This window comes from Streptomyces axinellae (assembly GCF_039532135.1).
Taxonomy (GTDB): domain Bacteria; phylum Actinomycetota; class Actinomycetes; order Streptomycetales; family Streptomycetaceae; genus Streptomyces; species Streptomyces axinellae.
This window is the reverse complement of record NZ_BAAARJ010000019.1, coordinates 117,339-140,376: the sequence shown is the minus strand read 5'-3', so window position 1 is coordinate 140,376 and position 23,038 is coordinate 117,339. Positions and strand designations below refer to the sequence as shown.

Sequence of the window (23,038 nt, the reverse complement as noted above, 5' to 3'; positions counted from 1 at the left end):
CCGGGCAGGTCGGCGCCGGGCGTCAGGCTGCGGTCTCAGCTGACCCGTTCGGCACGGTGCCGGGCCGAACGCATCCTGACCTCGGCGGGCAGCGCGTCGAGTCCGGCCGAGACCACGGCGTGTTCGATCGCCTCCGCGCGCAGCCGGTGTGCCTCGGGGCCCGGCTGCGCGTGGGCCGCCAGCAGCAGTCCGATACGGGCCCGCGGCCGGGTGCGCCGGCCGGTCAGGGTGACCCTGGCCCGGTCCACCCCGGGCAGCGCCTCGGCCTCCGCCGCGATGACGTCCTCCATGGCGCGGCCCCGCAGCTGCGCTCCCCCGCCGTCGCCGCTGTCGATCAGCACCTCGCGGAGTCTGCGCCGCCGCAGTTGCGCCAGCAGCCACCACAGCGTGAGCACGAGCAGCACCGCGAGCACGGCGATGACGACCGGCCACCACCAGCCCTGGTCCTGCCACTTGGTGCGGTTGTGGTCGCTCAGGAGCACGTCGGCACCGTGGGTCCACGGCCATCCGGACGGCATGGAGAAGCCCCAGCTGCGGGGCAGGCCCAGCCCTCCGCACAGCACGGCCAGGCCCAGCGCCAGCAGTACGAGCCCGATCAGCGCGGTCACCACCCGGTTCACGATCCGCAGCATCGCTCTCGCCTCACCGTTTCGCCGGTCGTCTCACATGGACGGAAAGGCCCGGCCGCCGGGCCAGGCCAAGCTGTTCGATGCCCTCTTCCAGCGCGGCGTCGAGGTCGGAGCGCACCTCGTCCAGGTCCCGGAAGTGCGCTTGGGCGTGCGCCTTGACCTTGTGCCGCTTGACCTTGACGCGTACGGACCGCACACCCGGGACCTCCATGGCCCGGTCCCGCAGCACCAGCGCGGCGGCCGACCGCTCCAGCCCCGCGCGCACCTGCGGCACATCGGGCCGCATCGTCAGCACGGAGCGCTCACCCGGAGTGAGCGCCAGCACGAGCAGCCACAGCCCGAGGAGGGCGGCGACGGCGGCGCCCGCGAGCACGGCGGTGTCATCCACACGGGTGCCGGCCAGTTCGTCGGAGAGGGTACGGCGCCAGGCCATGCCGGGCTGTCCGGCCCGCACGGAGACCACGTCGTAGAGCAGTACGGCGAGGCCGGCGAGCAGCACCACCGCGGCCAAGGACGCGGGCGCACGGCGCACCGACCAGAACCTGCCCGCCCCGCCCCGACGGCCCTCCCCGGCGGACGACGAGGGCGACGTGTGCTCCGGCCCCGGCCCACCAGGCGGCGCCTTCGCCAAGGTCGTACCGGAAGCGGAACCGGTATCGGAAGCGGAAGCGGAGCCAGCACCGGCACCCGCACCGGCCCCGGCCCCGGCCCCGGCCCCCGCAGGATTTCCGCGCCCGGCCGGATCCTCGTGTGGATCGCTCACGTCACCCTCCGCGGACCTTTGCCCTTGAGATGCACCGAGTGCAGCCGCTCGATTTCGAGGGCGACGTCGGGCACCTCCATGCCGGCCAGTTCGCGAACCCGGAACGCGACGCGGCGGCGTACGGCACCGCACTGCGCACCGATGTCCGAGGGGTAGCCCAGCTCCAGCGCGACCCGTACCCGCGCCGACTGTTCGCGCACCGTGACCGTCGCCCGGGGCGCGGGGCGGGTGCCGTCCGGCAGCGCGCTGCCGCGCCCACCGCCGCTCCCCCCGTCCGCTTCCCCCGCGCCCTCGGGGCAGGTAGCCTCCCGGGGCCCGCCGGTCCCCTCCGGGCTGTCGCCGCGCAGGGCCTCGCGTGCCGCCTGGACCGCGATCTTGGCGACCACGCGGTCGGCGATACTCGTCGATCCGCGCGCGCCCGCCGGAACCTCCTCTTCGGTCACCGGATCACCTGCGGCGTTCGTCGTTCCGGCCACGGAAGAAGTCCCCGGGCTCCAGATCCCCGTCCAGGAACCTCCCCGCGATGAAGCCGACGGCGCCGAGCGCCGCGACCAGCAAGAAGGCGCCGAAGCCGCCGAAATACCCGGCGAAGCCGAGCGCCATACCGGCGATCAAGCCGATCAGGGCCATGCTCATCGTGCGCTCCTTCGCTCGGCACCGCGCCGGCCCGCGCGGCGCGCGTTCACCCCGCCGGAATCAGCGGTCTCCACCGCCCTGACCTGACCCGCTGCGCTTACTGCGCCTGCCGCCACTTGCCGCATCTGCTCTGCCGCACTTGCCGCGCCTACTGCAACCGCGGCCGGTCCTGGTCCTCGTCCTCATCGTCCTCCTCGTCGGGCAGCTTGACGTCGCTCACCGCGATATTGACCTCGACCACTTCGAGGCCCGTCATCCGCTCGACCGCGGAGATCACGTTCTCCCGCACGGTGCGGGCCACATCGGCGATGGAGACGCCGTACTCGATGACGATCTCCAGGTCCAGCGCCGTCTGCACCTCGCCGACCTCGGCCTTGACCCCTCTGGCGACGGCCTTTCCCCCGCCGGGGACACGATCGCGCACGGCGCCGAAGGTGCGCGCCATGCCGCCGCCCATCGCGTGCACCCCGACCACGTCGCGTGCCGCGAGGCCGGCGATCTTCTCCACCACACCGTCGGCGATGGTGGTGCGGCCACGGGAGGCGGGCGCCCCTCCCCCACGGCGCTGGGACTCGGGCTTGCCGGCTGCGTCCGTGTCCTGCCCAGTGCCTTCGGAGCGGTTGGACGTGCTGGTCTCGGACATCTCCCGCACCCCTTTCGGAGGTTCGGAGCGGCCTGCCGCTCCCGTTGCCCACATTAAGCGCGCCCGAGCGGACCGGCCCCGCGTATGCCGACCGAACGAGTGACTGACGGGCGGGCCACCCGTGCGGTGCGGAAGGCTGGAGGTCAGGCAGAGACGGTTTCCGCGGCGCGGAGGAAGTGGGGCCCATGACAGCGGAGACGGCGGGCGCGGCGGAATCGGCCGGGCCGACAGGCACGACGGCCGCGGCACGGGCGACAACCCGGCTGGCTCGGGCGGTACGCCACCAACTCGGCCTGGGACGGCTGCTGCCGCTGGGCGAGGCCGAGGACGGCGCGTGGGTGACCGAGGCGGCAGCCGCCACGGCGCTCGGCGGAGCGGCTGCCCGCGCGGTGCCCGGCGTACGGCTGAGCGGGGTACGTCTCGACCTCAGCGACGCGGAGACGGCCGGTCCCGCGGCGGTTCCTCCGCCGCCCAGCGCGCTTCCCCCGGGGCCGCTCACCCTCACCGCCGACCTGGCCGTCCCCGCTGACCGGCCGGTGCCGGCGGTCGCCGACGACCTGCGGCACGCGCTGCTGGCGGCGGCGGAACGCGAGTGGGGCCTCCCGCTGAGGACGGTGGACCTGCGGGTGACGGAGCTGCTGGACGAGCCGTACCCGCCTGCCGCTGCGGCATCCGGTGCGAACGGGCATGACACTTCATCCGGTGCGCGGGCCGCCGCTGCTCCATCCGGTGCGCCGCGGGCGTTCGTCGGGTCCGGGGGCCTCGCGGAGGAGGTGGCAGCGGCGGTGCTCGCGGTGGACGGTGTGGACCGGCTGACTCCGGTACTCGGTCCGCCCCTCGCCCTCTCCTCGGGCGGGCCGCGCCCTCGCGCCGTGACCGTCACCCCGGCGGACTCCGGCGGCGCGGCGGAAACGGAAGCCGGAACGGAGGCGGAGGCGGACGCGGCCCCCGGCCGGAACGCGCAGGAGGCGGGCTCCGGTCATGGCGGCAGGCATGTACTGATCCAGTTCGCGCTCGCTCCCGGCCACCGCGCGATCGGGGTGGCGCGGGCCGTGCGAACGGCGGCGCACCTGGCTCTGGCCCAGGGTGGCGACGGTCCGGCAACCGTAGCCGTACTGATCACCGGGGTCGGCCCCGCCTGACAGCACAAGACGGAGAGCGGCGGCGCGGCGCGCGGCGGCTGAACCGGCTCAGTCGCCGAGGCCCGCCAGGTCGCGCAGCCGCCGGGCCTGCGCCGCGCGCTCGGCGGCGCGCTGCTCGTCGTAGGTACGTGCCCCGGCGCCCGCCAGCAGCGCCTTGGTCTCCACGGCGGCGTCGCGCGGCGCCGCGAGGAGCGCCGCTGTCAGGTCGGCGACGGCGCCCGCCAGTTCCTCGGGGGCGACGACGAGGTTGGCGAGGCCGAGCCGGTCGGCCTCCGCGGCGTGCACGAAGCGGCCGGTGGCGCATATCTCCAGCGCACGGGCGTATCCGACGAGGCTCACGAGGGGGTGGGTGCCGCCCAGGTCGGGGACGATCCCGAGGCTGGTCTCGCGCATGGCGAACTGCGCGTCCTCCGCGCACACCCGCAGGTCGCAGGCGAGTGCCAGCTGGAATCCGGCGCCGATGGCGTGCCCCTGCACGGCGGCGACGCTGATCAGGTCGGGGCGCCGCCACCAGGTGAAGGCCCGCTGGTACTCGGCGATGGCGGCGTCCAGTTCCTCGTCGGAGCCGTGCGCGAGGTCCAGGAAGGACCGCTCGCCCTCGAAACCCTCGGGCTCGAACGCCTGCCGGTCCAGCCCGGCGGAGAACGACTTGCCCTCGCCACGCAGCACGACAACCCTGATCCCGCCTGTCAGCACCCGGCCCGCCTCGGCCAGCGCCCGCCACATCGCGGGCGTCTGCGCGTTGCGCTTGGCCGGGTTGGCGAGCGTGACCGTGGCCGTCTCGCCATCGACGGAGACGTGGACGCCGTCCTTGTCGAGCAGGGTCATCGAACTTCCTCCGGTGGCTACTCCGCAGTTTTGTTAACTGAAGAGTAACCACCGGCGAGTACGCTCGGAACCCTCCGCCCCGCTCAGGAGGAGGAGGCTGCCTTCTTGCCCCGTGTCGCTCCGCCGCGACCACGGAGGGTCACGCCGGACTCACTGAGCATCCGGTGGACGAACCCGTAGGAGCGGCCCGTCTCTTCAGCCAGGGCCCTGATGCTCGCTCCGGAGTCGTACTTTTTCTTGAGATCTGCCGCGAGCTTTTCGCGCGCGGCGCCGGTCACCCGGCTGCCCTTCTTCAGAGTCTCGGCCACCCGTGCCTCCTCATGGGAAGTGCGCTCTGTGACTCTCATGATCACCCCTCCTCCCACATCTGGCCACCCATTCGGCAAGGTCTTCACGGAGAGAGTGCACGTGCATACGCGCTCGTCATGGACGGGGAGGAGACCGCTTTGCCGGGCCCCGGCACGGCTGTCCCGCCCCCGGCGCGCACCACCCTCCGGGAAGGCCCAGGTCAGGGCCACGCCTGGTCCGGGCGCCGGAAGAGGGGAGGCGCATGCCACAAAAGGGCACACCCGGCGCCGGGCCGCGCCGGGGTACGAGCCGCACTCACTCAGATGAAGGATCAACCGTCGGCCGAATGATCCATAAGGGGTGGATCAAGCAAGAGCGACGAGGTCGGCATAGCCCTGACCCCACAGATCCTCGACGCCGTCGGGCAGCAGGATGATGCGCTCGGGCTCCAGGGCCTCGACCGCGCCCTCGTCGTGGGTGACAAGGACGACTGCGCCGGTGAAGGTGTGCAGCGCGCCGAGGATCTCCTCGCGGCTGGCCGGGTCGAGGTTGTTGGTGGGCTCGTCCAGCAGCAGGACGTTCGCCGAGGAGACGACGAGCGTGGCCAGGGCCAGCCGGGTCTTCTCGCCGCCGGAGAGCACCTTGGCCGGCTTGTCCACGTCGTCGCCCGAGAACAGGAAGGAGCCGAGTGTCTTGCGGAGGGCGACCAGGTCCATGTCGGGCGCGGAGGAGCGCATGTTCTCCAGGACGGTGCGCTCCGGATCCAGCGTCTCGTGCTCCTGTGCGTAATAGCCCAGCTTCAGCCCGTGGCCGGGTACGACCTTGCCCGTATCCGGTTCCTCGACACCGGCCAGCATCCGCAGCAGCGTCGTCTTCCCGGCGCCGTTGAGACCGAGGATGACGACGCGGGAGCCCTTGTCGATGGCCAGATCGACCCCGGTGAAGATCTCCAGGGAGCCGTAGGACTTCGACAGGTCCTCCGCCATCAGGGGGGTCCTGCCGCAGGGCGCGGGATCGGGGAAGCGCAGCTTGGCGACCTTGTCGGACTGGCGCTCGCCCTCCAGCCCGGACAGCAGCCGCTCCGCTCTGCGGGCCATGTTCTTGGCGGCGACGGCCTTGGTGGCCTTGGCCCGCATCTTGTCGGCCTGGGAGTTGAGCGCGGCGGCCTTCTTCTCGGCGTTGGCCCGCTCGCGCCTGCGGCGCTTCTCGTCGTCCTCGCGCTGGGTGAGGTACTGCTTCCAGCCCATGTTGTAGATGTCGATGGCGGAGCGGTTGGCGTCCAGGTAGAAGACCTTGTTGACCGCCGACTCCATCAGATCGACGTCGTGGGAGATCACGATCAGGCCGCCGCGGTAGGTCTTGAGGAAGTCGCGGAGCCAGGCGATCGAGTCGGCATCGAGGTGGTTGGTCGGCTCGTCGAGCAGGAGCGTGTCGGCGTCGGAGAAGAGGATGCGGGCCAGCTCGACGCGGCGGCGCTGGCCGCCGGAGAGGGTGTGCAGCGGCTGGCCGAGTACGCGGTCGGGCAGGCCGAGGCTGGCGGCGATGGTCGCGGCCTCCGCCTCGGCGGCGTAGCCGCCCTTGGTGAGGAACTCGGTCTCCAGGCGCTCGTACTTCTTCATCGCCTTCTCGCGGGTGGCGCCCTGGCCGTTGGCGATGCGCTGCTCGTTCTCGTGCATCTTGCGGAGCACCACGTCCAGGCCGCGCGCGGACAGGATCCGGTCGCGGGCGAGGACGTCGAGGTCTCCGGTACGCGGGTCCTGCGGGAGGTAGCCGACCTCGCCCGACCGGGTGATGCTGCCCGCCGTGGGGGTGCCCTCCCCCGCGAGGCACTTGGTGAGGGTCGTCTTGCCGGCGCCGTTGCGGCCCACGAGCCCGACGCGGTCGCCCTTGGCGACCCGGAAGGTGGCGGACTCGATGAGGACGCGGGCTCCTACGCGCAGCTCAAGGCCGGTGGCGGTGATCACTGGAAGACTCCAAGGCGGGACGGCGGACGTACGTACGAAAGGTGCGGCGAAGAGGCGGAGAGCACCGCTGGACCTGCCGCGCGGAGTGCGGCGCGGCGACAGCGTGCAGAAGTACGCACGTCTAATGCACAAGGAGGTAAGGCATACGACCCAGTCTAACGGCGGGCCGCAACCCGATTTCCCGGCCTCTCCGGGGCCGCCCTCCCACCCGGCTCACTCGGCCGCGCGCCGGGGGGCGCCCCGGAGGAGGACGTCCACGCCCGCGGCGGGCCGGGAGTCCGGAGGGTTACTCGCCTCCGGTGTGCACCTGGAAGGCAGCCCGGCGTACGGCCTTGGCCAGCGCCGGGTCGGGGTGGGCGGCGGCGAGGGCGACCAGGACCTGCACCGTGCGGGGGTGGCCGATGGCGCGGATGTCCTCCAGCAGCCTGGGGACCGAGCCTTGTACGGCGGTGCCCAGGTGATCGACGAGGAGCTGTTCCTCGCCGTGGTCGGTGACGGCGGCTGCGGTGTCCACCCACAGCCAGGTGGCCTCCTCGCGGGTGAGCACTCCGGGTGCCCCGCCCGCCAGGTCCTCGGGGTCGGTGCCGGACTGCTCGGCGAGCCAGAGCAGCGCGTAGGGGCGCAGGGTCGGCTCGCCCGCCGACTCGGTGACCGCGTCCTCGGCCGGTGCGCCCACCACGCGCAGCGCCTCGAAGGCCAGGCCCCGGATGAGCGCGTCCTCGCCCCGTGCGGCCTCCAGCAGTTCGGTGACGGCCGGGCCTGTGGGGCGGGCCGCCAGCCAGGCGCGGTACTCGTCGCGGGCCGGCCCTGGCGTCATCCGGGCGCAGCCGCGCAGCATCTCCTCGGCAGAGCGTTCGATGTTGCCGGCCGGGCTCTGGGCGGCGACGCAGATCTGCTCCAGCTTCGTCCACACCGCCCAGTTGCCGAGCGGGGTGAGTACGGCCGAGCCCTGGCGTACGCCGGTCTCCTCGTCCGGGCAGCGGGTGAGGGCGCCCACGGCGGACAGCCCGTCCAGCGCCCAGTCGAGCAGCCCCGGCAGGGCCACTCCCACGTCCTGGCCGGCCTCGGGGTCGCGTTCGGCGCGCAGTTCGGCGATGCGCTGGGCGAGCAGGTCGTGCAGCAGCGCGAAGGTGACCGGGCCTCCGGACAGATGCATCACGGAGAGGAACTGCGGGGCCGCCTCGACGATTTCGGCGACCAGGCCCTGTCCATGCGGCAGCGGCGGCGGGTGGGCGAGCGACCAGGCGTCGAAGAGGGCGACCCAGCCGCGCAGTACGGCGCTGTCGTCGCGGTCCCAGGCCCGCAGCCGCCAGCCGGCGCGGGCTGTGCCGTCGCCGTGCAGTTCGATCAATCCGGCGAGCCGGGCGCGGTCCCAGTGGGTGCGCACCAGCGGCACGCTCATCCGCAGCGCCGCCGCGGCCCGTTCGGCCTCGGGGCCGGTCTGGGGCGGCAGGCCCGTACGGGCGGTCCAGCGGGCGACGCGGACGGCGTCGGCGAGGGAGGCGCGCGCGTGCCGGGCGAGCTGCTCGCGCGGGAGCACTCCGTCCGGGGGCGGGGGCGTGCTGCGCGAGCGCCGGGTGCTCACAGTGCGCCTGGCGGCGGCGACAGGCTGTCGGGGGACGAGGCGGAGCCGGTTGTCTCGCGGTGTACGGGACGACGTCACAGGAGCAGTCTTCACGGTGTGCTCGGGAAACCCAAACCTGGGGTGCCGTTTCCGGTCGTTCACGGGGCGTTCGCCCGGTGCGGTGCCCGGTGTACGGGGGTTTCGTCCCCGGCGCCTCGGCATCTCGGGGCCGCCGCGGGGCCCTTCGGCCGTGCTCGTCGCGGGGCCGCGGGGCGGGGGTGGCACGCCTGTGAAGGCGCGTGCCACCCGTTCACAGCTGTGATCCGGCAGGGACGTGAGGACCCTGCGGCGGGACCTGGGGCAAGGTCACATGAGGGGGGTGATGAACCGGCGGACCTTTTCCTCGTAGTCGTCGGGGTCGGCGTTCCACATGGCGGCGTGCGGGGCTTTGGTGACCCGGTGGAGGGTGATCAGATCCTCCCGGCTGTCGGCCAGCACGCGGGAGCTGTCCCAGGGGGCGATCGTGTCGTCGGGGCCGTGCAGAAGCAAAGTCGGCACATGCAGCCGGGCCGGGTCGGCGATGGCGGCGAGCTGCCCCTCGGGCAGGCCCGTGCGTCCCTGGACGGCGCGGATGACCAACGGCATCAGTGCGCGGGGGGTGCCGCGCGTTCCGGCGAGGGCGCGCAGGGTGCGCTGCCAGTCGAGGACGGGCGAGTCGAGCACGAGGCCCGAAACGCGCTCGCGCAGCGAGGAGTTGAGGGCCGCGTGCAGGGCCATCGTGGCACCGCTGGACCAGCCGTGCAGGATGACGCGGCGGGCGCCGTACCGCACCGCGTACCGGATGGCGGCGTCCAGATCGCGCCACTCGGTGTCCCCGAGGTGACTGATGCCGTCCAGCGGCTCCGGGGCCCCCGGGTCGCCCCGGTAGGCGAGGTTGAGCACGGGCAGGCGCTGACGGCGGTAGAAGGGGAGCATCACCATGGGGTGCTCGCGGGTGGCGCCGAGGCCGTGTGCCGTGATGACCCAGGTGCTCCGGTCGCCGGGCAGGAACCAGGCGGGCAGCGTGCCGAGTTCGCCGGGGATCTCGACCTCGGTGTACTCCAGCCCGAGGGCCTCGCCCGGGTCGCCGATGTACACCTGCGGGGTGAGGCGGACGGTACTGCCGGTCGTCAGCTGGCCGCGGCTGATGCTGTCCAGCTCGCGGACGACGACGTGGACATGCGCCTGCTCGGCCTCGCTGTCCAGCACCCGCCCGACGACGGCGTGGGTGCCCCGGCCGGTGAGCCCGTAGACGCCGGGCAGGTGGGCGGCCAGGGAGCGGGTGACGGCGATCTTGCCGTCGCCGTGGGAGTGCACCGTCAGCCGCGTGCCCTCGAAGCCGACGGGGGGCGGCCCCGTGCCGTCGGCTCTGCGGCGCGGAGGCCGCAGCGCGGCGTCGGCGGCGTACCGTCCGGCCGCCAGGGCGGCCGTACCGGCACCGAGCACGGAGGTGGCGGCCACAGCCGCCGTTCGCAGACCCATCTCCTCCAGTGTCGATGCGATCGGATCCCCTGGCCAGCGGGAGATCCCCGCCGGGTGACGAACGCCACGCCGGAGTGCCGGTGCCGTACCCCGGACCGGGCCGGGCCGGGGTACGGCGCGTGGGCAGTCGGTCGGGCGCCGGGTATGCGCCTGTGCGCCAGCTGGTGGCGCTGGGTGACGGGCCGAGAGGCGGCGGAGCAGGGGGTGCGGGCCGGCACGGGATTCGCGGGCGGCTCAGGTTCGCACTTCGGTAGCAACGGTGCGATAAACCCCAGCACGAGGAGTGACGAGGCCCCCGGGGTTCGCCGAACCCTCCGGCACCGAAGCGCCGCTGACGGGCGGTCAGCCGTGTCCTCGGGTGGCGCGAGGCGTTCTGCATATGCCCTACCTCCACCAGAGCCGCCGCATTACGGAGCTTTAGTGCCGTAACAGCGGGAATAGGCCGGATAGCCCGCCTTCAGAGCTTCAGCCGGAGAGGGGCAGTCCATCACACTCACCGCACCCAGCATCACCGGCAGGGGATTTGTCATGTACTGCACCATCGAGAGACGTCCTGACCCGTACCGCCGGCCGCCGCCGCACCGGCTGCGCGCGCTGACGCTCACCGCCGCCGCGCTCACCCTCACCGGGACCGCGCTCGCCGAGGCACCCGGAGCCGCCGAGGCCACCGGCAAGCCCAGAGGACACGACGTCTCCTCTTACCAGGGCGCCGTGGACTGGCGGAGCGCCCACGCGAAAGGGGCACGCTTCGTCTACGTCAAGGCCACCGAGGGCACCGGCTACCGCAATCCGCGCTTCAGGCAGCAGTACGACGGCGCCGAGTCCGCCGGCATCCTGCGCGGCGCCTACCATTTCGCCCGCCCCGCCACCTCGTCAGGCGAGAAGCAGGCCGCCTACTTCGTACGCCGCGGCGGCGACTGGGAGGCCGACGGCGAGACACTGCCGCCCGCCGTCGACCTGGAGGCCGCGTAGGGCAAGACCCGTCAGGGGCTCGGCCCCGCTCGGATGCGGGCCTGGATCCGCTCCTTCAGCCAGGAGTTGGTACGGCTGACGGGGCGTTACCCCGCCCTGTACACCTCGACCCGCTGGTGGCGGATCTGCACCGGCAACAGTCCGGAGTTCGCCGCGAAACACCCGCTGTGGCTGGCCGACTGGAGCAACAGGGCCGGACCCCTGCCCGGCGGATGGCGCACGCGCACCATCTGGCAGTACGCGGGGAAGGGCCGGCTGCCCGGCGACCAGGACCTCTTCAACGGCACGATGTCCCAGCTCAGAAAGTACGCCCGGGGCTGAGACACTGGCTCCTCGGCCGGGTTCGGAAGGAGAGCTTCCGGGCGCTCACAACAGGCATCGGGGGGTGACACCTCGAAGCCCGCCCCAGTTCACCTTCCGTTCATCCACCGTCTTTACGTTCACGACGTCACTGCCCTCCGAACTGATTGTGCCTGGTGAATGGAACACATCACGCTTCTCATCGGGATCGTGATCGTCACGGCCTTGGTGTTCGACTTCACGAACGGCTTCCACGACACGGCCAACGCCATGGCCACCACCATCTCCACGGGGGCACTGGCCCCGAGGATCGCGGTGGCGATGTCGGCGGTCCTCAACCTCGTCGGCGCTTTCCTGTCCGTCGAGGTGGCCAAGACAATTTCCTCGGGAATCATCGATGAAGGCTCCGGGATCCGGCCCGAAGTGATCTTCGCCGGGCTGGTCGGCGCGATCATCTGGAACCTGCTGACCTGGCTGGCCGGCCTCCCCTCCAGTTCCTCGCACGCGCTGATGGGCGGCCTGATCGGCGCGACGGTCGCCTCGGTCGGCATGGGGGCCGTGAACGGCGATGTCGTCGTCATGAAGGTGCTCATCCCGGCACTCGCCGCACCGCTCGTCGCGGGAATCGCCTCCCTGTGCGCCACCCGGCTGACCTACCGCGTCGCCCGGAACGCCGACGAGGGGCAGACCGCCAAGGGATACCGCGCGGGGCAGATCACCTCCGCCGCGCTCGTCTCCCTGGCGCACGGCACCAACGACGCGCAGAAGACCATGGGCGTCATCACCCTGGCCCTGGTCACCGGCGGCGCCCTGGCCCCCGGCTCCGACCCGCCCGTGTGGGTCATCTGCTCGGCGGGCCTGGCCATCGCGGCGGGCACCTACCTCGGCGGCTGGCGCATCATCCGGACCATGGGCAAGGGCATCACCGACATCACGCCGCCGCAGGGCTTCGCCGCGCAGACCAGCGCGGCGGCCACCATCCTGGCCTCCTCGCACATCGGCTTCTCCCTCTCCACCACACACGTGTGCTCGGGTGCCGTCATGGGCTCGGGGCTCGGCCGCAAGGGCGGCGTGGTGCGGTGGTCCACGGCGGGCCGGATGGTCGTCGGCTGGGCGCTGACGCTGCCGGCCGCCGCGCTGGTCGCGGCGGGCGCCGCCGCCCTGGCCGACCAGGGCGACTGGGGCGTGGCGGTGGTCGCCGTGCTGACGCTCGCGATCTGCGGCGCCATCTGGGCCCGTTCGCGCCGCGAGCCGGTCGATCACACCAACGTCAACGACGTGAGCGACGTCAACGAGGCCGGCGTGAGCGGCGGCGTCGGCGGAATCGGTGCGGCCACTCCGGCGACCGCCTCGGCGCCGCCCGTGGCCGAGCCCGAACCCGTCGGGGTGGTCACCACCGCCGTGCAGGCGGTGGCGCCGCCTCCGCCGCCCGCCGGAGTGGGCGCGCCCGCGGGGGCCGAGGAGCGCGCGCAGCCGGAGGCCGCACGGTCCGGCAGCCGCCCCGCCTCCGCGACGAGCCTCTCCTAGGGGGTCTGGCACATGCCCGCGGCGTCGCGGCGCCTGGCACGCGCCCTCGCGGCGTTGCCGAACCGCCCGAGTAGCTCCGCCACAAGGACACTCCGGCGCCTTGCGATCGCACGCACCGGACGCCGCTCCTTCTCCCGCGCTCATCTGACAGACACCCCCCGGTCAGGAAGGAAGACCGCATGAGCATCGACTGGGCCGCACTCGGCCAAGTCTTCGGAGTCAGTCTGATCGCCACCGTCGGACTCGTCGGCGTCTTCACGCTCGGCATCGTCGGACACGCCACCCGTGGCGCCGCGGGAGGCGGCCCCACCGCCTTGGCCCGTACCGGCGCGTACGCCTGCTACGCGCTGTGCCTGGCGGCGGTCGCCTTCGGGATCTACATCATCGCGGCGTAGCCGCCGCGTCGCCGCACGGAACGAGGAGTCCGGCCCGGCCGCCCCCACTGGCGGCCCGGCCGGACTGCTGTACTGCCCGCCCCGTACGAAGCGGCGGGTGCTCAGTCCTGCTTGCGGCCGGGGAGGTTCTCGTAGACCTCGCTGAGCTTCTGCCGGACCCCCCGGGTGGCGATGCCGGTCCGCTCCGGGTCGCGGATCCCGGCCTTGACGGCCTTCTTCGCCTGCTCCTTCATGATGTGCGGGGGAATCGGCGCGATCTCGTTGTCCACGACGAACTCCAGGACGACCGGCCGGTCGCTCGCCAGGGCCTCCTGCCAGGCGCCGGTGACCTTGCCCGGCTCCTCGCACCGGATGCCCTTGAGCCCGGCCAGTTCCGCGTACTGCGCGTACGGGAAGTCGGGGATGGTCTGGGAGCCCGGATACTTCGGATCGCCGCCCATGGCGCGCTGTTCCCAGGTCACCTGGTTGAGGTCCTGGTTGTTGAGGACGCAGAAGATCAGCGGTGCGGAGCCGGCCATGCGCTCCGCGTACCGTTTGACGGTGATCATCTCGTTCATGCCGTTCATCTGGAACGCGCCGTCTCCGATGAAGGCGATCACCGGGCGGTCCGGGTAGGCGAAGCGCGCCGCGATCGCGTACGGCACCCCCGGGCCCATCGTGGCCAGCGTCCCGGACAGCGACGCCTGCATGCCGTCACGGAGCTTGATGTGGCGGGCCCACCAGTTGGTGGCGGAGCCGGAGTCGGCGGTGAGGATGGCGCCGTCCGGCAGGAGGGGCGAGACCTCGTGGGCCACGGCCTGCGGGTTGATCTTGCCGTCGAAGCTCTGCCCCGCCCGCTTCTCCATCACCGTGTTCCAGGTGCGGACGTTCTCCTCGATCTTCTCGCGCCAGGAGCGGTCCTCCTTGCGGCGCAGCAGCGGGAGCAGTTCCCGCAGGGTCTCCTTCGCGTCACCGACGAGGTGGGCGTCCATGGGGTAGCGGATACCGATCATGCGGCCGTCGATGTCGATCTCGACGCCCTTGCAGCTTCCTTCATCGGGCAGCCATTCGGCGTAGGGGAAGCTGGTGCCGATCATGAACAGGGTGTCGCAGTTCTGCATCATCTCGTCACTCGCCTTGGACCCCAGCAGGCCGATGGGGCCGGTGACGAAGGGCAGGTCGTCGGAGACGACCTGCCGGCCCAGCAGCGCCTTGGCCACGCCGGCACCGAGGAGTTCGGCCGTCTCGACCACCTCGGCCTCGGCGCCCGCCGCCCCCTGACCGACGAGCATGGCGACCTTGCCGCCCTCGTTGAGGACGTCCGCCGCCTTGCGCAGCTCCTCCTTGTCGGGCAGCATCCGCGGCCGGCTCCAGCCCACGCTGGAGAAGACCGAGCCGTGGGTCTTGGGCGGTGAGGGCTGCGCCTCGGCTTCCTGGATGTCCTCGGGCAGGATGATGGTGGCCACACCGCGCGTGGTCAGCGCGGTCTTGAAGGCCCGGTCGATCACATGCCGGACCTGACCGGGATCCATGCAGATCTGGCAGTACTCGGACACGTCCGCGAAGAGCTGTTCCAGGGCGATCTCCTGCTGGTAGTGGGTGCCCTGCGCCAGCCGCTTCTGCTGGCCGACCACGGCCACCACCGGCTGATGGTCCAGCTTCGCGTCGTAGAGCCCGTTGAGCAGGTGGACGGCGCCCGGCCCCGAGGTCGCCGTACAGCAGCCGACCTCGCCGGTGAACTTGGCGTGCCCGCACGCCATGAACGCGGCCATCTCCTCGTGCCGGGTCTGGATGAACTCCGGATCACCCTTGGCACGGTCGAAGGCCCCGAGCATGCCGTTGATTCCGTCACCGGGAAAGCCGAAGACGCGATGAACGCCCCATTCGCGGAGCCGTGCGAGAACGTAGTCGGCTACCTGCTGTGCCATGGCTCTGCCCCATCCACACGATCGACTGAGGGTCTCGCCCCGGGTCCCACGGGACACGCCCGCGCAAACCGGCGGCTGCCGTCGCGTCCGCAGGCTGTTTCGGCCGGCCCTGGAGAGGTACTGATGTGCGGTGCACGCGGTGTGTCCGGCCCGAGGCGGGAGGAACCACCGGGCTGCCGGTGAACAAGCGGAGACTGCCTTGGACGAGCTGATGGGCGAGGACGCGGTGACGTCCCGGAGCGGGCCGGACGCCAAGGGCGGGGTGGCGATCGAGGGGCTGGACGTGCACGCCTTCCGGCTGCCCACCGACGGGCCCGACGGATGGGAGGAGGACGGCACGCTGCGCTGGGACGCGACGACCGTGATCGTGGTCGAGGCGCACGCCGGGGGCCGCACCGGCATCGGCTACACCTACGGGGACGTGGCGGTCGCCGCCTTCGTGGAATCCCAGCTCGCCGCCGTCCTGCCAGGCGGCGACGCCCTCGCGCCCGGCGCCGCCTGGCACCGGATGTCCGCCGCCGTGCGCAACGCGGGCCGCTCGGGGGTGGGCGCCATGGCCGTCTCCGCCGTGGATGTGGCCCTGTGGGATCTGAAGGCCCGGCTGCTGGAGCTGCCCCTCTTCCGGGTCCTGCCCGCCTTCCATGACCGGGTGCCGGTCTACGGCAGCGGCGGGTTCACCAACTACCCCACCGGCCGCCTCGCCGAGCAGCTCGCCGGCTGGGTCGAGCAGGGCATCCCGCGGGTGAAGCTCAAGACCTCGCGACGCCCCGAAGAGGACCCGCGGCGGCTGACCGCCGTGCGGGAGGCGATCGGCGCCGACACGGAGCTGTTCGCCGACGCGAACGGCGCGCTCGGCCGCAAAGAGGCCCTGTACTGGGCGCGGCGGCTGGCCGGGGACTGGGACGTGCGGTGGTTCGGCTGTGTGCTGCGGGCTCACCTGGATCTCCACCGGCCAGCTCGATGTCGCCAAGCGCGCGCTGCGCCGCACCGTCCGGGCCCTCCGGCCGTGGCTGGAGGCGGGCACCCCCATCGTCGGCCTGGAGCCCTCGTGCACGGCCGTCTTCCGCGCCGACGCGCCCGAACTGCTCCCCCACGACCAGGACATCAAGCGCCTCGCCGGGCAGTTCCACACCTTCGCCGAACTCCTGCTGCACCGCGCCCCCGACTGGCAGCCGCCGGCGGTGGAGCGGGCCGCCACCGTGCAGACGCACTGCCACCAGCACGCGGTGATGAAGACGGACGCCGACCGGGAACTGATGCGGCGGGCCGGGATCGACGCCGAAGTGCTGGATGAGGGCTGCTGCGGAATGGCGGGCAACTTCGGCTTCGAGAAGGACCACTACGAGCTGTCCATGACCGTGGCGGAACAGGGTGTGCTGCCGGCCGTCCGGGAGACCGCCGACGAAGCCCTGGTCATCGCGGACGGCTTCAGCTGCCGCACCCAGATCGAGCAGGGCGATACGGACCGCCGGGCCCTCCACCTGGCCGAGGCCCTCGCCCGGGGGCTGGACGGCCCGGCGCACGGCGACTCGGGCGGCACAGACGGCACGGCCACCCGGCACACCCCGTCCGCCCGAGCGCTCGTCACCGGAGCGGCCGGGGTGGCGACCGCCGTCGCGGCCCTGGGCGCGGCGTACGCCGCCGTGCGGTACGGAGCGCGCCGACGGCGGAGGTGAGCGGGCACACCGGCGCCGTAGCGGCGGCGGACTGACGCGCGGCGGTGGCAGGCCGGGGGCGGACTGACGCGCGCGGTGGCGTGTGCCGCCGCGCGCGGGACCCGTGGTGTGTCCGCTCACACAATCTCCCCGCAGGTCAAGGGCGAGTTGACGGGTTCACACGGGCATGGTGGACTTCCGGTGCCAAACGGCGGCATGGAGAGGAAGCCGGTGCGAATCCGGCGCGGTCCCGCCACTGTCACCGGGGAGCGCACCCAGAAAGCCACGGCCCGCTGGGGCTGGAAGGCGGGGCCCGCGCGGATCCGGGGAGCCAGGAGACTCTCGCCGCCGGTCGAGTCGAGCCAGGGCGCGGACCCTGAGTGAGGACACACACCATGCGTGGCTCAGCCGCCGTTCCCGTCTCTGCTCCCGTTCCCGTTCGTGCCGCGAGTGCGGCGCCGCGCTCCCCTGTCCGGGCGCGCTCGCGCGGCGGGCCACGCGCCGTCGCCGCCGGTCCCCTCCGAGGCGCCACGGCACGCTGACGATGCGGCCTTCCGATGCCCAGGTGTGGGGCGCTGCCCTCGGGTTCGCGGCCGACGCGCTGTTCGGCGACCCCCGGCGCGGTCATCCGGTGGCCGCCTTCGGCCGGGCGGCGGGTGCTGCCGAGCGGCTGATGTGGCGGGACAACCGTGCGGTGGGCGCGCTCTACACCGCGCTGTGCGCGGGCGGCGCCACGGCCCTCGGAGGCGTCCTGGCCGCAGCCGCCGGACGCGTCGGGAACGGCAGGGGCGGCGAGGGCAGCAAGAGCAGCGAGGACAGCGGGTATGCAGAGGGCGCCGGGGACACAGCGCCCAGGCCGCGCGGCGCGGCCCCCGTCGTGGTGACGGCTCTGGCGACCTGGACCGTGCTCGGCGGGAGCGGTCTCGCGCGCGCGGCGCGCGCCGTCGGCTCCGCGCTGGAGGCGGGCGATCTGGAGCTGGCCCGCGAGCTGTTGCCCGCGCTGTGCGGGCGCGATCCGCAGACGCTGGACGAGGCGGCGGTGGCGCGCGCCGTAGTCGAGTCGGTCGCGGAGAACACCTCGGACGCAGTGGTGGGCGCCCTCGTATGGGGTGCGCTTGCCGGGGTCCCGGGGCTGACGGGGTTCCGCGCGGTGAACACGCTGGACGCGATGGTCGGCCACCGCTCCTCGCGGCACCGCAGATTCGGCTGGGCGGCGGCCCGCCTGGACGATGTGGCCGGGCGACCCGGCGCGCGGCTGACCGCCGCCCTGGCCGCGCTCGCCGGTCCGGACCCGCGCGGCGCCGTACGGGCATGGCGGGCCGACGCGCACCGTCACCCCAGCCCCAACGCGGGCCCCGTGGAAGCCTCGTTCGCCGGGGCGCTGGGGCTGCGGCTGGGCGGGACGCTCTCCTACGGCGGCCGTACCGAACACCGTCCGGTGCTCAACTCCCCCGGGCGCGCCGTCCGCGCCGGGGACATCGACCGCGCGGTGCGCCTCTCCCGCCGGGTCGGACTGCTGGCGCTCGCGAGCACCGCGTTCGCCGGAGCCATGGCGCGCCGCGTACACGAGAGGTACGAGAGGCACCACAGGTACGAGAGGGGTGCGCGATGAGCGCCGGGGGCGGACGCGGCGAGAGCGGACATCCAGGGGACGGACGTACCGGCGACGCGCGTTCCGGAAGCGGACGTACCAGGGGTGGCCGTACCGGGGGTGGACGTACCGGGGGCGGCCTGCTGGTCGCCGGGACGACCTCGGACGCCGGGAAGAGCGTGGTGACGGCGGGCATCTGCCGCTGGCTGGCACGCCAGGGCATCCGTGTCGCCCCGTTCAAGGCGCAGAACATGTCCCTCAACTCCTTTGTCACGCGCGACGGCGCGGAGATCGGCCGCGCCCAGGCCATGCAGGCGGCGGCGGCCCGGGTCGAGCCCAGCGCGCTGATGAACCCCGTCCTGCTCAAGCCCGGCGGCGACCGCACCAGCCAGGTCGTCCTGATGGGCAAGGCCGTCGGCGAGATGTCGGCGGCGGGCTACTTCGGCGAGTACGGGCGCCGCGAGGACCTGCTGGCGCCGGTCGTCGAGGCCCTGGAGGAGCTGCGCCGGACGCACGACGCGGTGATCTGCGAGGGCGCGGGCAGCCCCGCCGAGATCAACCTGCGGCGCAGCGACATCGTCAACATGGGCCTCGCCCGCGCGGCCGGGCTGCCCGTGCTGGTCGTCGGCGACATCGACCGGGGCGGCGTCTTCGCCTCCCTGTTCGGGACGACGGCGCTGCTGGCGCAGGAGGACCAGGCGCTGCTGGCCGGCTACCTCGTCAACAAGTTCCGGGGCGACGTGCGGCTGCTGGAGCCCGGCCTGGAGATGCTGCGGAAGCTGACGGGACGCCCGTCCCTCGGCGTCCTGCCCTTCCAGCACGGGCTGGGCATCGACGAGGAGGACGGGCTGCGCCTGTCACTGCGCGCAGCCGTGCGCGAGGCGGCGAGCGCGCCGCCGCACGGTGCCGATGTGCTGCGGGTCGCGGTCCTTCCGGTGCCGCTGATGTCGAACTTCACGGACGTGGACGCGCTGGCCGCCGAGCCCGGCGTCGTGGTGCGCTTCAGCGACCGTCCCGAGGAACTGGCCGACGCCGACCTGGTGGTGGTGCCCGGTACGCGCGGCACCGTCAAGGCGCTGGGGTGGCTGCGTGAACGCGGCCTGGCCGGCGCACTGGCCCGGCGCGCCGCCGAGGGCCGCCCGGTGCTGGGCATATGCGGCGGCTACCAGCTGCTGGGCGAGCGCATCGAGGACGAGGTCGAATCGCGCGCCGGGACCGTCGAGGGGCTCGGCCTGCTGCCCGTCCGGGTCCGGTTCCACCGGGAGAAGACGCTGGCCCGCCCGCAGGGCACGGCGCTGGGCGAGCGGGCCGAGGGCTACGAGATCCACCACGGGGTGGCCGAGGTGAGCGGCGGCACGCCCTTCCTCGACGGCTGCCGGTCCGGTTCGGTCTGGGGTACGCACTGGCACGGCTCACTGGAGTCGGACGGCTTCCGGCGCGCCTTCCTGCGCCGTGTCGCGGCCGACGCGGGCCGCGCCTTCGTACCCGCGCCCGACACCGGTTTCGCCGCGCTGCGCGAGGAACAGCTCGACAGGCTTGGCGACTTGATCGAGGAGCACGCGGACACGGACGCGCTGCTGCGCCTCATCGAGAAGGGCGCCCCGGCGGGGCTGCCGTTCATCCCGCCGGGGGCGCCGTGAGAGCGCCGGGCGGGGCGGCGGCCGGAGCGACGCCGGCCGGTGGGACGCTGGCCGGAGCGACGCCGGCCGGTGGGACGCCGGCCGGTGCGGCCCCGGGGCACGAGGCCGCGCCGGTCCCCCCGGGGCCCACTCACCCCGCCGGCACCACCGGTCCGGCCTGCCCTGCCGATCCCACCAGACCGGCCGACCCCGTCCGCCCCGTCGGTCCTGCCGACCCCGCCAGACCCACGAACTCCCCAGGCGCCACGAACCCCCGCGTTCCGACCGCACCTCGACGACACCTCGACGAAAGGACAGCCGCGTGAGCACCCCCTACCCGTTCACCGCCATTGTGGGCATGCGGGACCTCCAGCTCGCCCTGCTCCTCAACGCGGTCTCCCCGCAGGTCGGCGGAGTCCTCGTGCGGGGCGAGAAAGGGACCGCGAAGTCCACGGCGGTGCGCGCGCTCGCGACACTGATGCCGCACGTCGATGTCGTGCCCGGCTGCCGCTTCTCCTGCGACCCCGCCGCTCCTGACCCCGGCTGCCCGGACGGACCGCACGAGGGCGCGGGCCCGGGTGAGGCGCGGCCCGCGCGGATGGTGGAACTGCCGGTCGGCGCATCGGAGGACCGGCTCGTAGGGGCGCTCGACATCGAACGGGCGCTGTCGGAGGGCGTGAAGGCGTTCGAGCCCGGCCTGCTCGCCGACGCGCACCGGGGCGTGCTCTACGTGGACGAGGTCAACCTGCTCCACGACCACCTGGTGGACCTGCTGCTGGACGCCGCCGCGATGGGCGCCTCGTATGTGGAGCGCGAGGGCGTCTCCGTCCGGCACGCGGCCCGCTTCCTGCTCGTCGGCACGATGAATCCCGAAGAGGGCGAGCTGCGTCCGCAGTTGCTCGACAGGTTCGGACTGACCGTCGAGGTGGCGGCCTCGCGCGAGACGGACGAGCGGGTGGAGGTCGTCCGCCGCCGGCTCGCCTACGACGACGATCCGGAGGGGTTCGCGGGGCTGTGGGCGGGCGATGAGCAGACGATGCGCGAACGGATCGCCACCGCGCGCGCCCTGCTGCCGAAGGTGCGGCTGGAGGACGCGGCGCTGCGGCAGATCGCGGCCACCTGCGCCGCGTTCGAGGTGGACGGCATGCGGGCCGACCTGGTGATGGCCCGTACGGCGACCGCGCTGGCGGCCTGGGCGGGGCGCACCGAGGTGGCGGCCGAGGATGTGCGCCAGGCGGCGCTGCTGGCGCTGCCGCACCGGCGGCGGCGGAACCCGTTCGACGCGCCGGGCCTGGACGAGGACAAGCTCGACCGGACGCTGGAGGAGAACAGCACACCGGACGAGGGCCCGGATGACGATCCGGAGCCGGACGGACCGGATGGTGGCCCGGAGCCGGACGGACCGGATGGTGGCCCGGAACCGGACGGACCGGATGGTGGCCCGGAACAAGGCGGACCGGATGACGGACCGGATGGTGGCCCCGATGGCGGTGGCCTCCCGGAGGGCCCCGCCGAACCGCCCGCCGGGGAACCCTCCCTGCCCGAGCAGACGTCGGCGGAACCGGCGCCCGCCGAACAGCCGGCATCCGAACAGCCCGGTGGGGAGCCGGAGTCCGCCGCCGGGGCACCCGCGCGGGAGCAGGCCGCCACCAGCGCGGGCGAGCCGTTCAAGGCGCGCACCCTCACCGTTCCCGGGCTGGGCGAGGGCGCGGCGGGTCGCAGGTCGCGGGCGCGTACCGCGCACGGCCGTACGACGGGCGCCCGGCGTCCGCGCGGCACGCTGACCAAGCTGCACCTCGCCGCGACCGTGCATGCGGCGGCCCCGCACCAGCGGGCGCGGGGCCGCACCGGCAGCGGACTGCTGCTGCGCGGGGACGATCTGCGCGAGGCCGTCCGGGAGGGCAGGGAGGGCAACCTCGTGCTGTTCGTCGTGGACGCCTCCGGCTCGATGGCGGCGCGGCAGCGGATGGGTGCCGTCAAGGGCGCGGTGCTCTCCCTCCTGCTGGACGCCTACCAGCGGCGCGACAAGGTCGGCATGGTCACCTTCCGGCGCGGCGAGGCGGCGGTCGCGCTGCCGCCGACCTCCTCTGTCGAGGCGGCGGCGGCCCGGCTGGAGTCGCTGCCGACCGGCGGGCGCACCCCGCTGGCCGCCGGGCTGCTGCGGGCTCGCGAGGTGCTGCGCGTCGAGCGGATGCGCGATCCGGCGCGCCGCCCGCTGCTGGTGACGGTCACCGACGGCCGGGCCACCGGCGGGCCCGAGCCCGTGGCGCGTTCCCGGCAGGCCGCACGGCTGCTGGCCGCCGAGGGCGTCGCCTCGGTGGTCGTGGACTGCGAGGCCGGGCACGTGCGGCTCGGCCTGGCGCGGGAGCTGGCCGGGGAGCTGGGCGGCACCGCCGTCACCCTGGCGGAGTTGCGCGCCGATACCGTCTCCGAACTCGTACGCCACACCACGGACTCACGGAGGGCCGCGTAATGCCGAAGGGACAGCCGAGCGTCGTACCCCAGGACGGCCTCACCACACGACAGCGCCGCAACCGGCCGCTGGTCGCCGTGCACACCGGCGTCGGCAAGGGCAAATCGACGGCCGCGTTCGGGCTGGCGCTGCGCGCCTGGAACCAGGGGTGGCCGATCGGGGTGTTCCAGTTCGTCAAGTCGGCGAAGTGGAAGGTCGGCGAGGAGCGCGCCTTGCGGGTGCTGGGCGACTCGGGCGAGGGCGGCACCGTGGCCTGGCACAAGATGGGCGAGGGCTGGTCGTGGATCCAGCGCGGCGCGCAGGACGAGATGGACAGCGAGGCGGCGGCCCGCGAGGGCTGGGAGCAGGTCAAGCGGGACCTGGCGGCGGAGACCTACCGGCTGCTGGTGCTGGACGAGTTCGCCTACCCGATGCACTGGGGCTGGGTCGATGTGGCGGAGGTCGTCTCCGTACTGAACGACCGGCCGGGGCAGCAGCATGTGGTCATCACCGGTCGCAACGCGCCGCAGGCGCTCATCGACGCGGCCGATCTGGTCACCGACATGTCCAAGGTCAAGCACCCCATGGACGCGGGCCAGAAGGGCCAGCGGGGAATCGAGTGGTGAGGCCCGCGTGATCCGT

At 73.4% G+C, this 23,038-nt stretch carries 20 protein-coding genes, 1 pseudogene and 1 riboswitch; of the genes and pseudogenes, 10 read left to right on the top strand and 11 right to left on the bottom strand.

The features are described from left to right. Nucleotides 1-35: 35 nt before the first annotated feature. From amaP to ABD339_RS26145, 5 genes are all read right to left on the bottom strand, one after another. Complete coding sequence (amaP, locus tag ABD339_RS26165) at nucleotides 36-632, bottom strand: alkaline shock response membrane anchor protein AmaP (protein WP_344569202.1); 597 nt, start codon at nucleotides 630-632, stop codon at nucleotides 36-38. A 10-nt stretch (nucleotides 633-642) separates the two neighbouring features. Then, nucleotides 643-1,392: a DUF6286 domain-containing protein gene (locus tag ABD339_RS26160; protein WP_425576096.1), complete on the bottom strand. Its 750-nt coding sequence runs from the start codon at nucleotides 1,390-1,392 to the stop codon at nucleotides 643-645. After that, entirely contained in the window at nucleotides 1,389-1,835 is a 447-nt protein-coding gene (locus ABD339_RS26155) for an Asp23/Gls24 family envelope stress response protein (protein WP_344569201.1), read from the bottom strand. The genes ABD339_RS26160 and ABD339_RS26155 overlap by 4 nt, the downstream gene beginning before the upstream one ends. 4 nt (nucleotides 1,836-1,839) lie before the next feature. Beyond that, the gene (locus ABD339_RS26150; protein WP_344569200.1) at nucleotides 1,840-2,028 is read right to left on the bottom strand and encodes a hypothetical protein; all 189 of its coding nucleotides are present in this window, start codon (nucleotides 2,026-2,028) and stop codon (nucleotides 1,840-1,842) included. Between the two features lie 148 nt (nucleotides 2,029-2,176). Next, nucleotides 2,177-2,671, bottom strand: a complete 495-nt coding sequence (locus ABD339_RS26145; RefSeq protein ID WP_344569199.1) for an Asp23/Gls24 family envelope stress response protein — start codon at nucleotides 2,669-2,671, stop codon at nucleotides 2,177-2,179. Between the two features lie 185 nt (nucleotides 2,672-2,856). Here ABD339_RS26145 and ABD339_RS26140 point away from each other — a divergent pair, with 185 nt between their 5' ends. Beyond that, nucleotides 2,857-3,813: a nucleopolyhedrovirus P10 family protein gene (locus ABD339_RS26140; protein ID WP_344569197.1), complete on the top strand. Its 957-nt coding sequence runs from the start codon at nucleotides 2,857-2,859 to the stop codon at nucleotides 3,811-3,813. Nucleotides 3,814-3,861: 48 nt separating this feature from the next. Here the strand turns inward: ABD339_RS26140 and ABD339_RS26135 are convergent, their stop codons facing one another. The 5 genes from ABD339_RS26135 to ABD339_RS26115 form a co-directional block, all read right to left on the bottom strand. After that, nucleotides 3,862-4,641: an enoyl-CoA hydratase/isomerase family protein gene (locus tag ABD339_RS26135; protein WP_344569195.1), complete on the bottom strand. Its 780-nt coding sequence runs from the start codon at nucleotides 4,639-4,641 to the stop codon at nucleotides 3,862-3,864. Nucleotides 4,642-4,724: 83 nt separating this feature from the next. Continuing rightward, the gene (locus ABD339_RS26130; RefSeq protein WP_344569193.1) at nucleotides 4,725-4,949 is read right to left on the bottom strand and encodes a helix-turn-helix domain-containing protein; all 225 of its coding nucleotides are present in this window, start codon (nucleotides 4,947-4,949) and stop codon (nucleotides 4,725-4,727) included. A gap of 345 nt (nucleotides 4,950-5,294) precedes the next feature. Next, nucleotides 5,295-6,893, bottom strand: coding sequence for an ABC-F family ATP-binding cassette domain-containing protein (locus ABD339_RS26125; RefSeq protein ID WP_344569191.1), 1,599 nt, complete (start codon nucleotides 6,891-6,893; stop codon nucleotides 5,295-5,297). Nucleotides 6,894-7,179: 286 nt separating this feature from the next. Continuing rightward, nucleotides 7,180-8,433 carry a hypothetical protein gene (locus tag ABD339_RS26120; RefSeq protein WP_344569295.1) on the bottom strand — a complete coding sequence of 418 codons (1,254 nt, stop codon included), beginning with the start codon at nucleotides 8,431-8,433 and terminating at the stop codon, nucleotides 7,180-7,182. Nucleotides 8,434-8,823: 390 nt separating this feature from the next. Next, a complete protein-coding gene (locus tag ABD339_RS26115; RefSeq protein ID WP_344569189.1) occupies nucleotides 8,824-9,978 on the bottom strand; it encodes an alpha/beta hydrolase in 1,155 nt (384 codons plus the stop codon). A 528-nt stretch (nucleotides 9,979-10,506) separates the two neighbouring features. On the opposite strand from ABD339_RS26115, the pseudogene ABD339_RS26110 reads away from it, so the two are divergent. The 3 genes and pseudogenes from ABD339_RS26110 to ABD339_RS26100 all read left to right on the top strand — a co-directional run bounded on the left by ABD339_RS26110 (nucleotide 10,507) and on the right by ABD339_RS26100 (nucleotide 13,172). Beyond that, a pseudogene (locus ABD339_RS26110) lies at nucleotides 10,507-11,271 on the top strand (GH25 family lysozyme). 159 nt (nucleotides 11,272-11,430) lie between these two features. Continuing rightward, complete coding sequence (locus tag ABD339_RS26105; RefSeq protein WP_344569187.1) at nucleotides 11,431-12,777, top strand: inorganic phosphate transporter; 1,347 nt, start codon at nucleotides 11,431-11,433, stop codon at nucleotides 12,775-12,777. 179 nt (nucleotides 12,778-12,956) lie between these two features. Beyond that, a complete protein-coding gene (locus tag ABD339_RS26100) occupies nucleotides 12,957-13,172 on the top strand; it encodes a hypothetical protein (protein WP_344569185.1) in 216 nt (71 codons plus the stop codon). 101 nt (nucleotides 13,173-13,273) lie between these two features. Here ABD339_RS26100 and ABD339_RS26095 read toward each other — a convergent pair whose 3' ends face one another. After that, on the bottom strand, nucleotides 13,274-15,079 hold the full coding sequence (locus ABD339_RS26095; RefSeq protein WP_344569184.1) for a thiamine pyrophosphate-requiring protein: 1,806 nt from the start codon (nucleotides 15,077-15,079) through the stop codon (nucleotides 13,274-13,276). A gap of 211 nt (nucleotides 15,080-15,290) precedes the next feature. Between ABD339_RS26095 and ABD339_RS26090 the strand changes: the two genes are divergently transcribed. The 6 genes from ABD339_RS26090 (at nucleotide 15,291) to cobO (ending at nucleotide 23,022) form a co-directional block, all read left to right on the top strand. Further along, on the top strand, nucleotides 15,291-16,373 hold the full coding sequence (locus ABD339_RS26090) for an enolase C-terminal domain-like protein (protein ID WP_344569293.1): 1,083 nt from the start codon (nucleotides 15,291-15,293) through the stop codon (nucleotides 16,371-16,373). Then, nucleotides 16,309-16,755, top strand: coding sequence for a (Fe-S)-binding protein (locus ABD339_RS26085; protein ID WP_344569183.1), 447 nt, complete (start codon nucleotides 16,309-16,311; stop codon nucleotides 16,753-16,755). Before ABD339_RS26090 ends, ABD339_RS26085 begins: the two co-directional genes overlap by 65 nt. Nucleotides 16,756-16,919: 164 nt before the next feature. Next, a riboswitch (cobalamin riboswitch) is annotated at nucleotides 16,920-17,095 on the top strand. A 183-nt stretch (nucleotides 17,096-17,278) separates the two neighbouring features. Next, nucleotides 17,279-18,346 (top strand): cobalamin biosynthesis protein, encoded by a 1,068-nt coding sequence (locus tag ABD339_RS26080; protein WP_344569182.1) that lies wholly within the window; start codon nucleotides 17,279-17,281, stop codon nucleotides 18,344-18,346. Continuing rightward, the gene (locus tag ABD339_RS26075; RefSeq protein WP_344569180.1) at nucleotides 18,343-19,965 is read left to right on the top strand and encodes a cobyric acid synthase; all 1,623 of its coding nucleotides are present in this window, start codon (nucleotides 18,343-18,345) and stop codon (nucleotides 19,963-19,965) included. Before ABD339_RS26080 ends, ABD339_RS26075 begins: the two co-directional genes overlap by 4 nt. A 301-nt stretch (nucleotides 19,966-20,266) precedes the next feature. Next, nucleotides 20,267-22,417, top strand: coding sequence for a putative cobaltochelatase (locus tag ABD339_RS26070; protein ID WP_344569178.1), 2,151 nt, complete (start codon nucleotides 20,267-20,269; stop codon nucleotides 22,415-22,417). Beyond that, nucleotides 22,417-23,022, top strand: coding sequence for a cob(I)yrinic acid a,c-diamide adenosyltransferase (gene cobO / locus ABD339_RS26065; protein ID WP_344569176.1), 606 nt, complete (start codon nucleotides 22,417-22,419; stop codon nucleotides 23,020-23,022). Before ABD339_RS26070 ends, cobO begins: the two co-directional genes overlap by 1 nt. Nucleotides 23,023-23,038: the final 16 nt, after the last annotated feature.

Coding starts and splice junctions, on each gene's coding strand:
- amaP (WP_344569202.1), bottom strand. CDS start 632: ATGCTGCGGATCGTGAACCGGGTGGTGACCGCGCTGATCGGGCTCGTA.
- ABD339_RS26150 (WP_344569200.1), bottom strand. CDS start 2,028: ATGAGCATGGCCCTGATCGGCTTGATCGCCGGTATGGCGCTCGGCTTC.
- ABD339_RS26145 (WP_344569199.1), bottom strand. CDS start 2,671: ATGTCCGAGACCAGCACGTCCAACCGCTCCGAAGGCACTGGGCAGGAC.
- ABD339_RS26140 (WP_344569197.1), top strand. CDS start 2,857: ATGACAGCGGAGACGGCGGGCGCGGCGGAATCGGCCGGGCCGACAGGC.
- ABD339_RS26135 (WP_344569195.1), bottom strand. CDS start 4,641: ATGACCCTGCTCGACAAGGACGGCGTCCACGTCTCCGTCGATGGCGAG.
- ABD339_RS26115 (WP_344569189.1), bottom strand. CDS start 9,978: ATGGGTCTGCGAACGGCGGCTGTGGCCGCCACCTCCGTGCTCGGTGCC.
- ABD339_RS26105 (WP_344569187.1), top strand. CDS start 11,431: ATGGAACACATCACGCTTCTCATCGGGATCGTGATCGTCACGGCCTTG.
- ABD339_RS26100 (WP_344569185.1), top strand. CDS start 12,957: ATGAGCATCGACTGGGCCGCACTCGGCCAAGTCTTCGGAGTCAGTCTG.
- ABD339_RS26095 (WP_344569184.1), bottom strand. CDS start 15,079: ATGGCACAGCAGGTAGCCGACTACGTTCTCGCACGGCTCCGCGAATGG.
- ABD339_RS26090 (WP_344569293.1), top strand. CDS start 15,291: ATGGGCGAGGACGCGGTGACGTCCCGGAGCGGGCCGGACGCCAAGGGC.
- ABD339_RS26085 (WP_344569183.1), top strand. CDS start 16,309: ATGAAGACGGACGCCGACCGGGAACTGATGCGGCGGGCCGGGATCGAC.
- ABD339_RS26080 (WP_344569182.1), top strand. CDS start 17,279: ATGCGGCCTTCCGATGCCCAGGTGTGGGGCGCTGCCCTCGGGTTCGCG.
- ABD339_RS26075 (WP_344569180.1), top strand. CDS start 18,343: ATGAGCGCCGGGGGCGGACGCGGCGAGAGCGGACATCCAGGGGACGGA.
- cobO (WP_344569176.1), top strand. CDS start 22,417: ATGCCGAAGGGACAGCCGAGCGTCGTACCCCAGGACGGCCTCACCACA.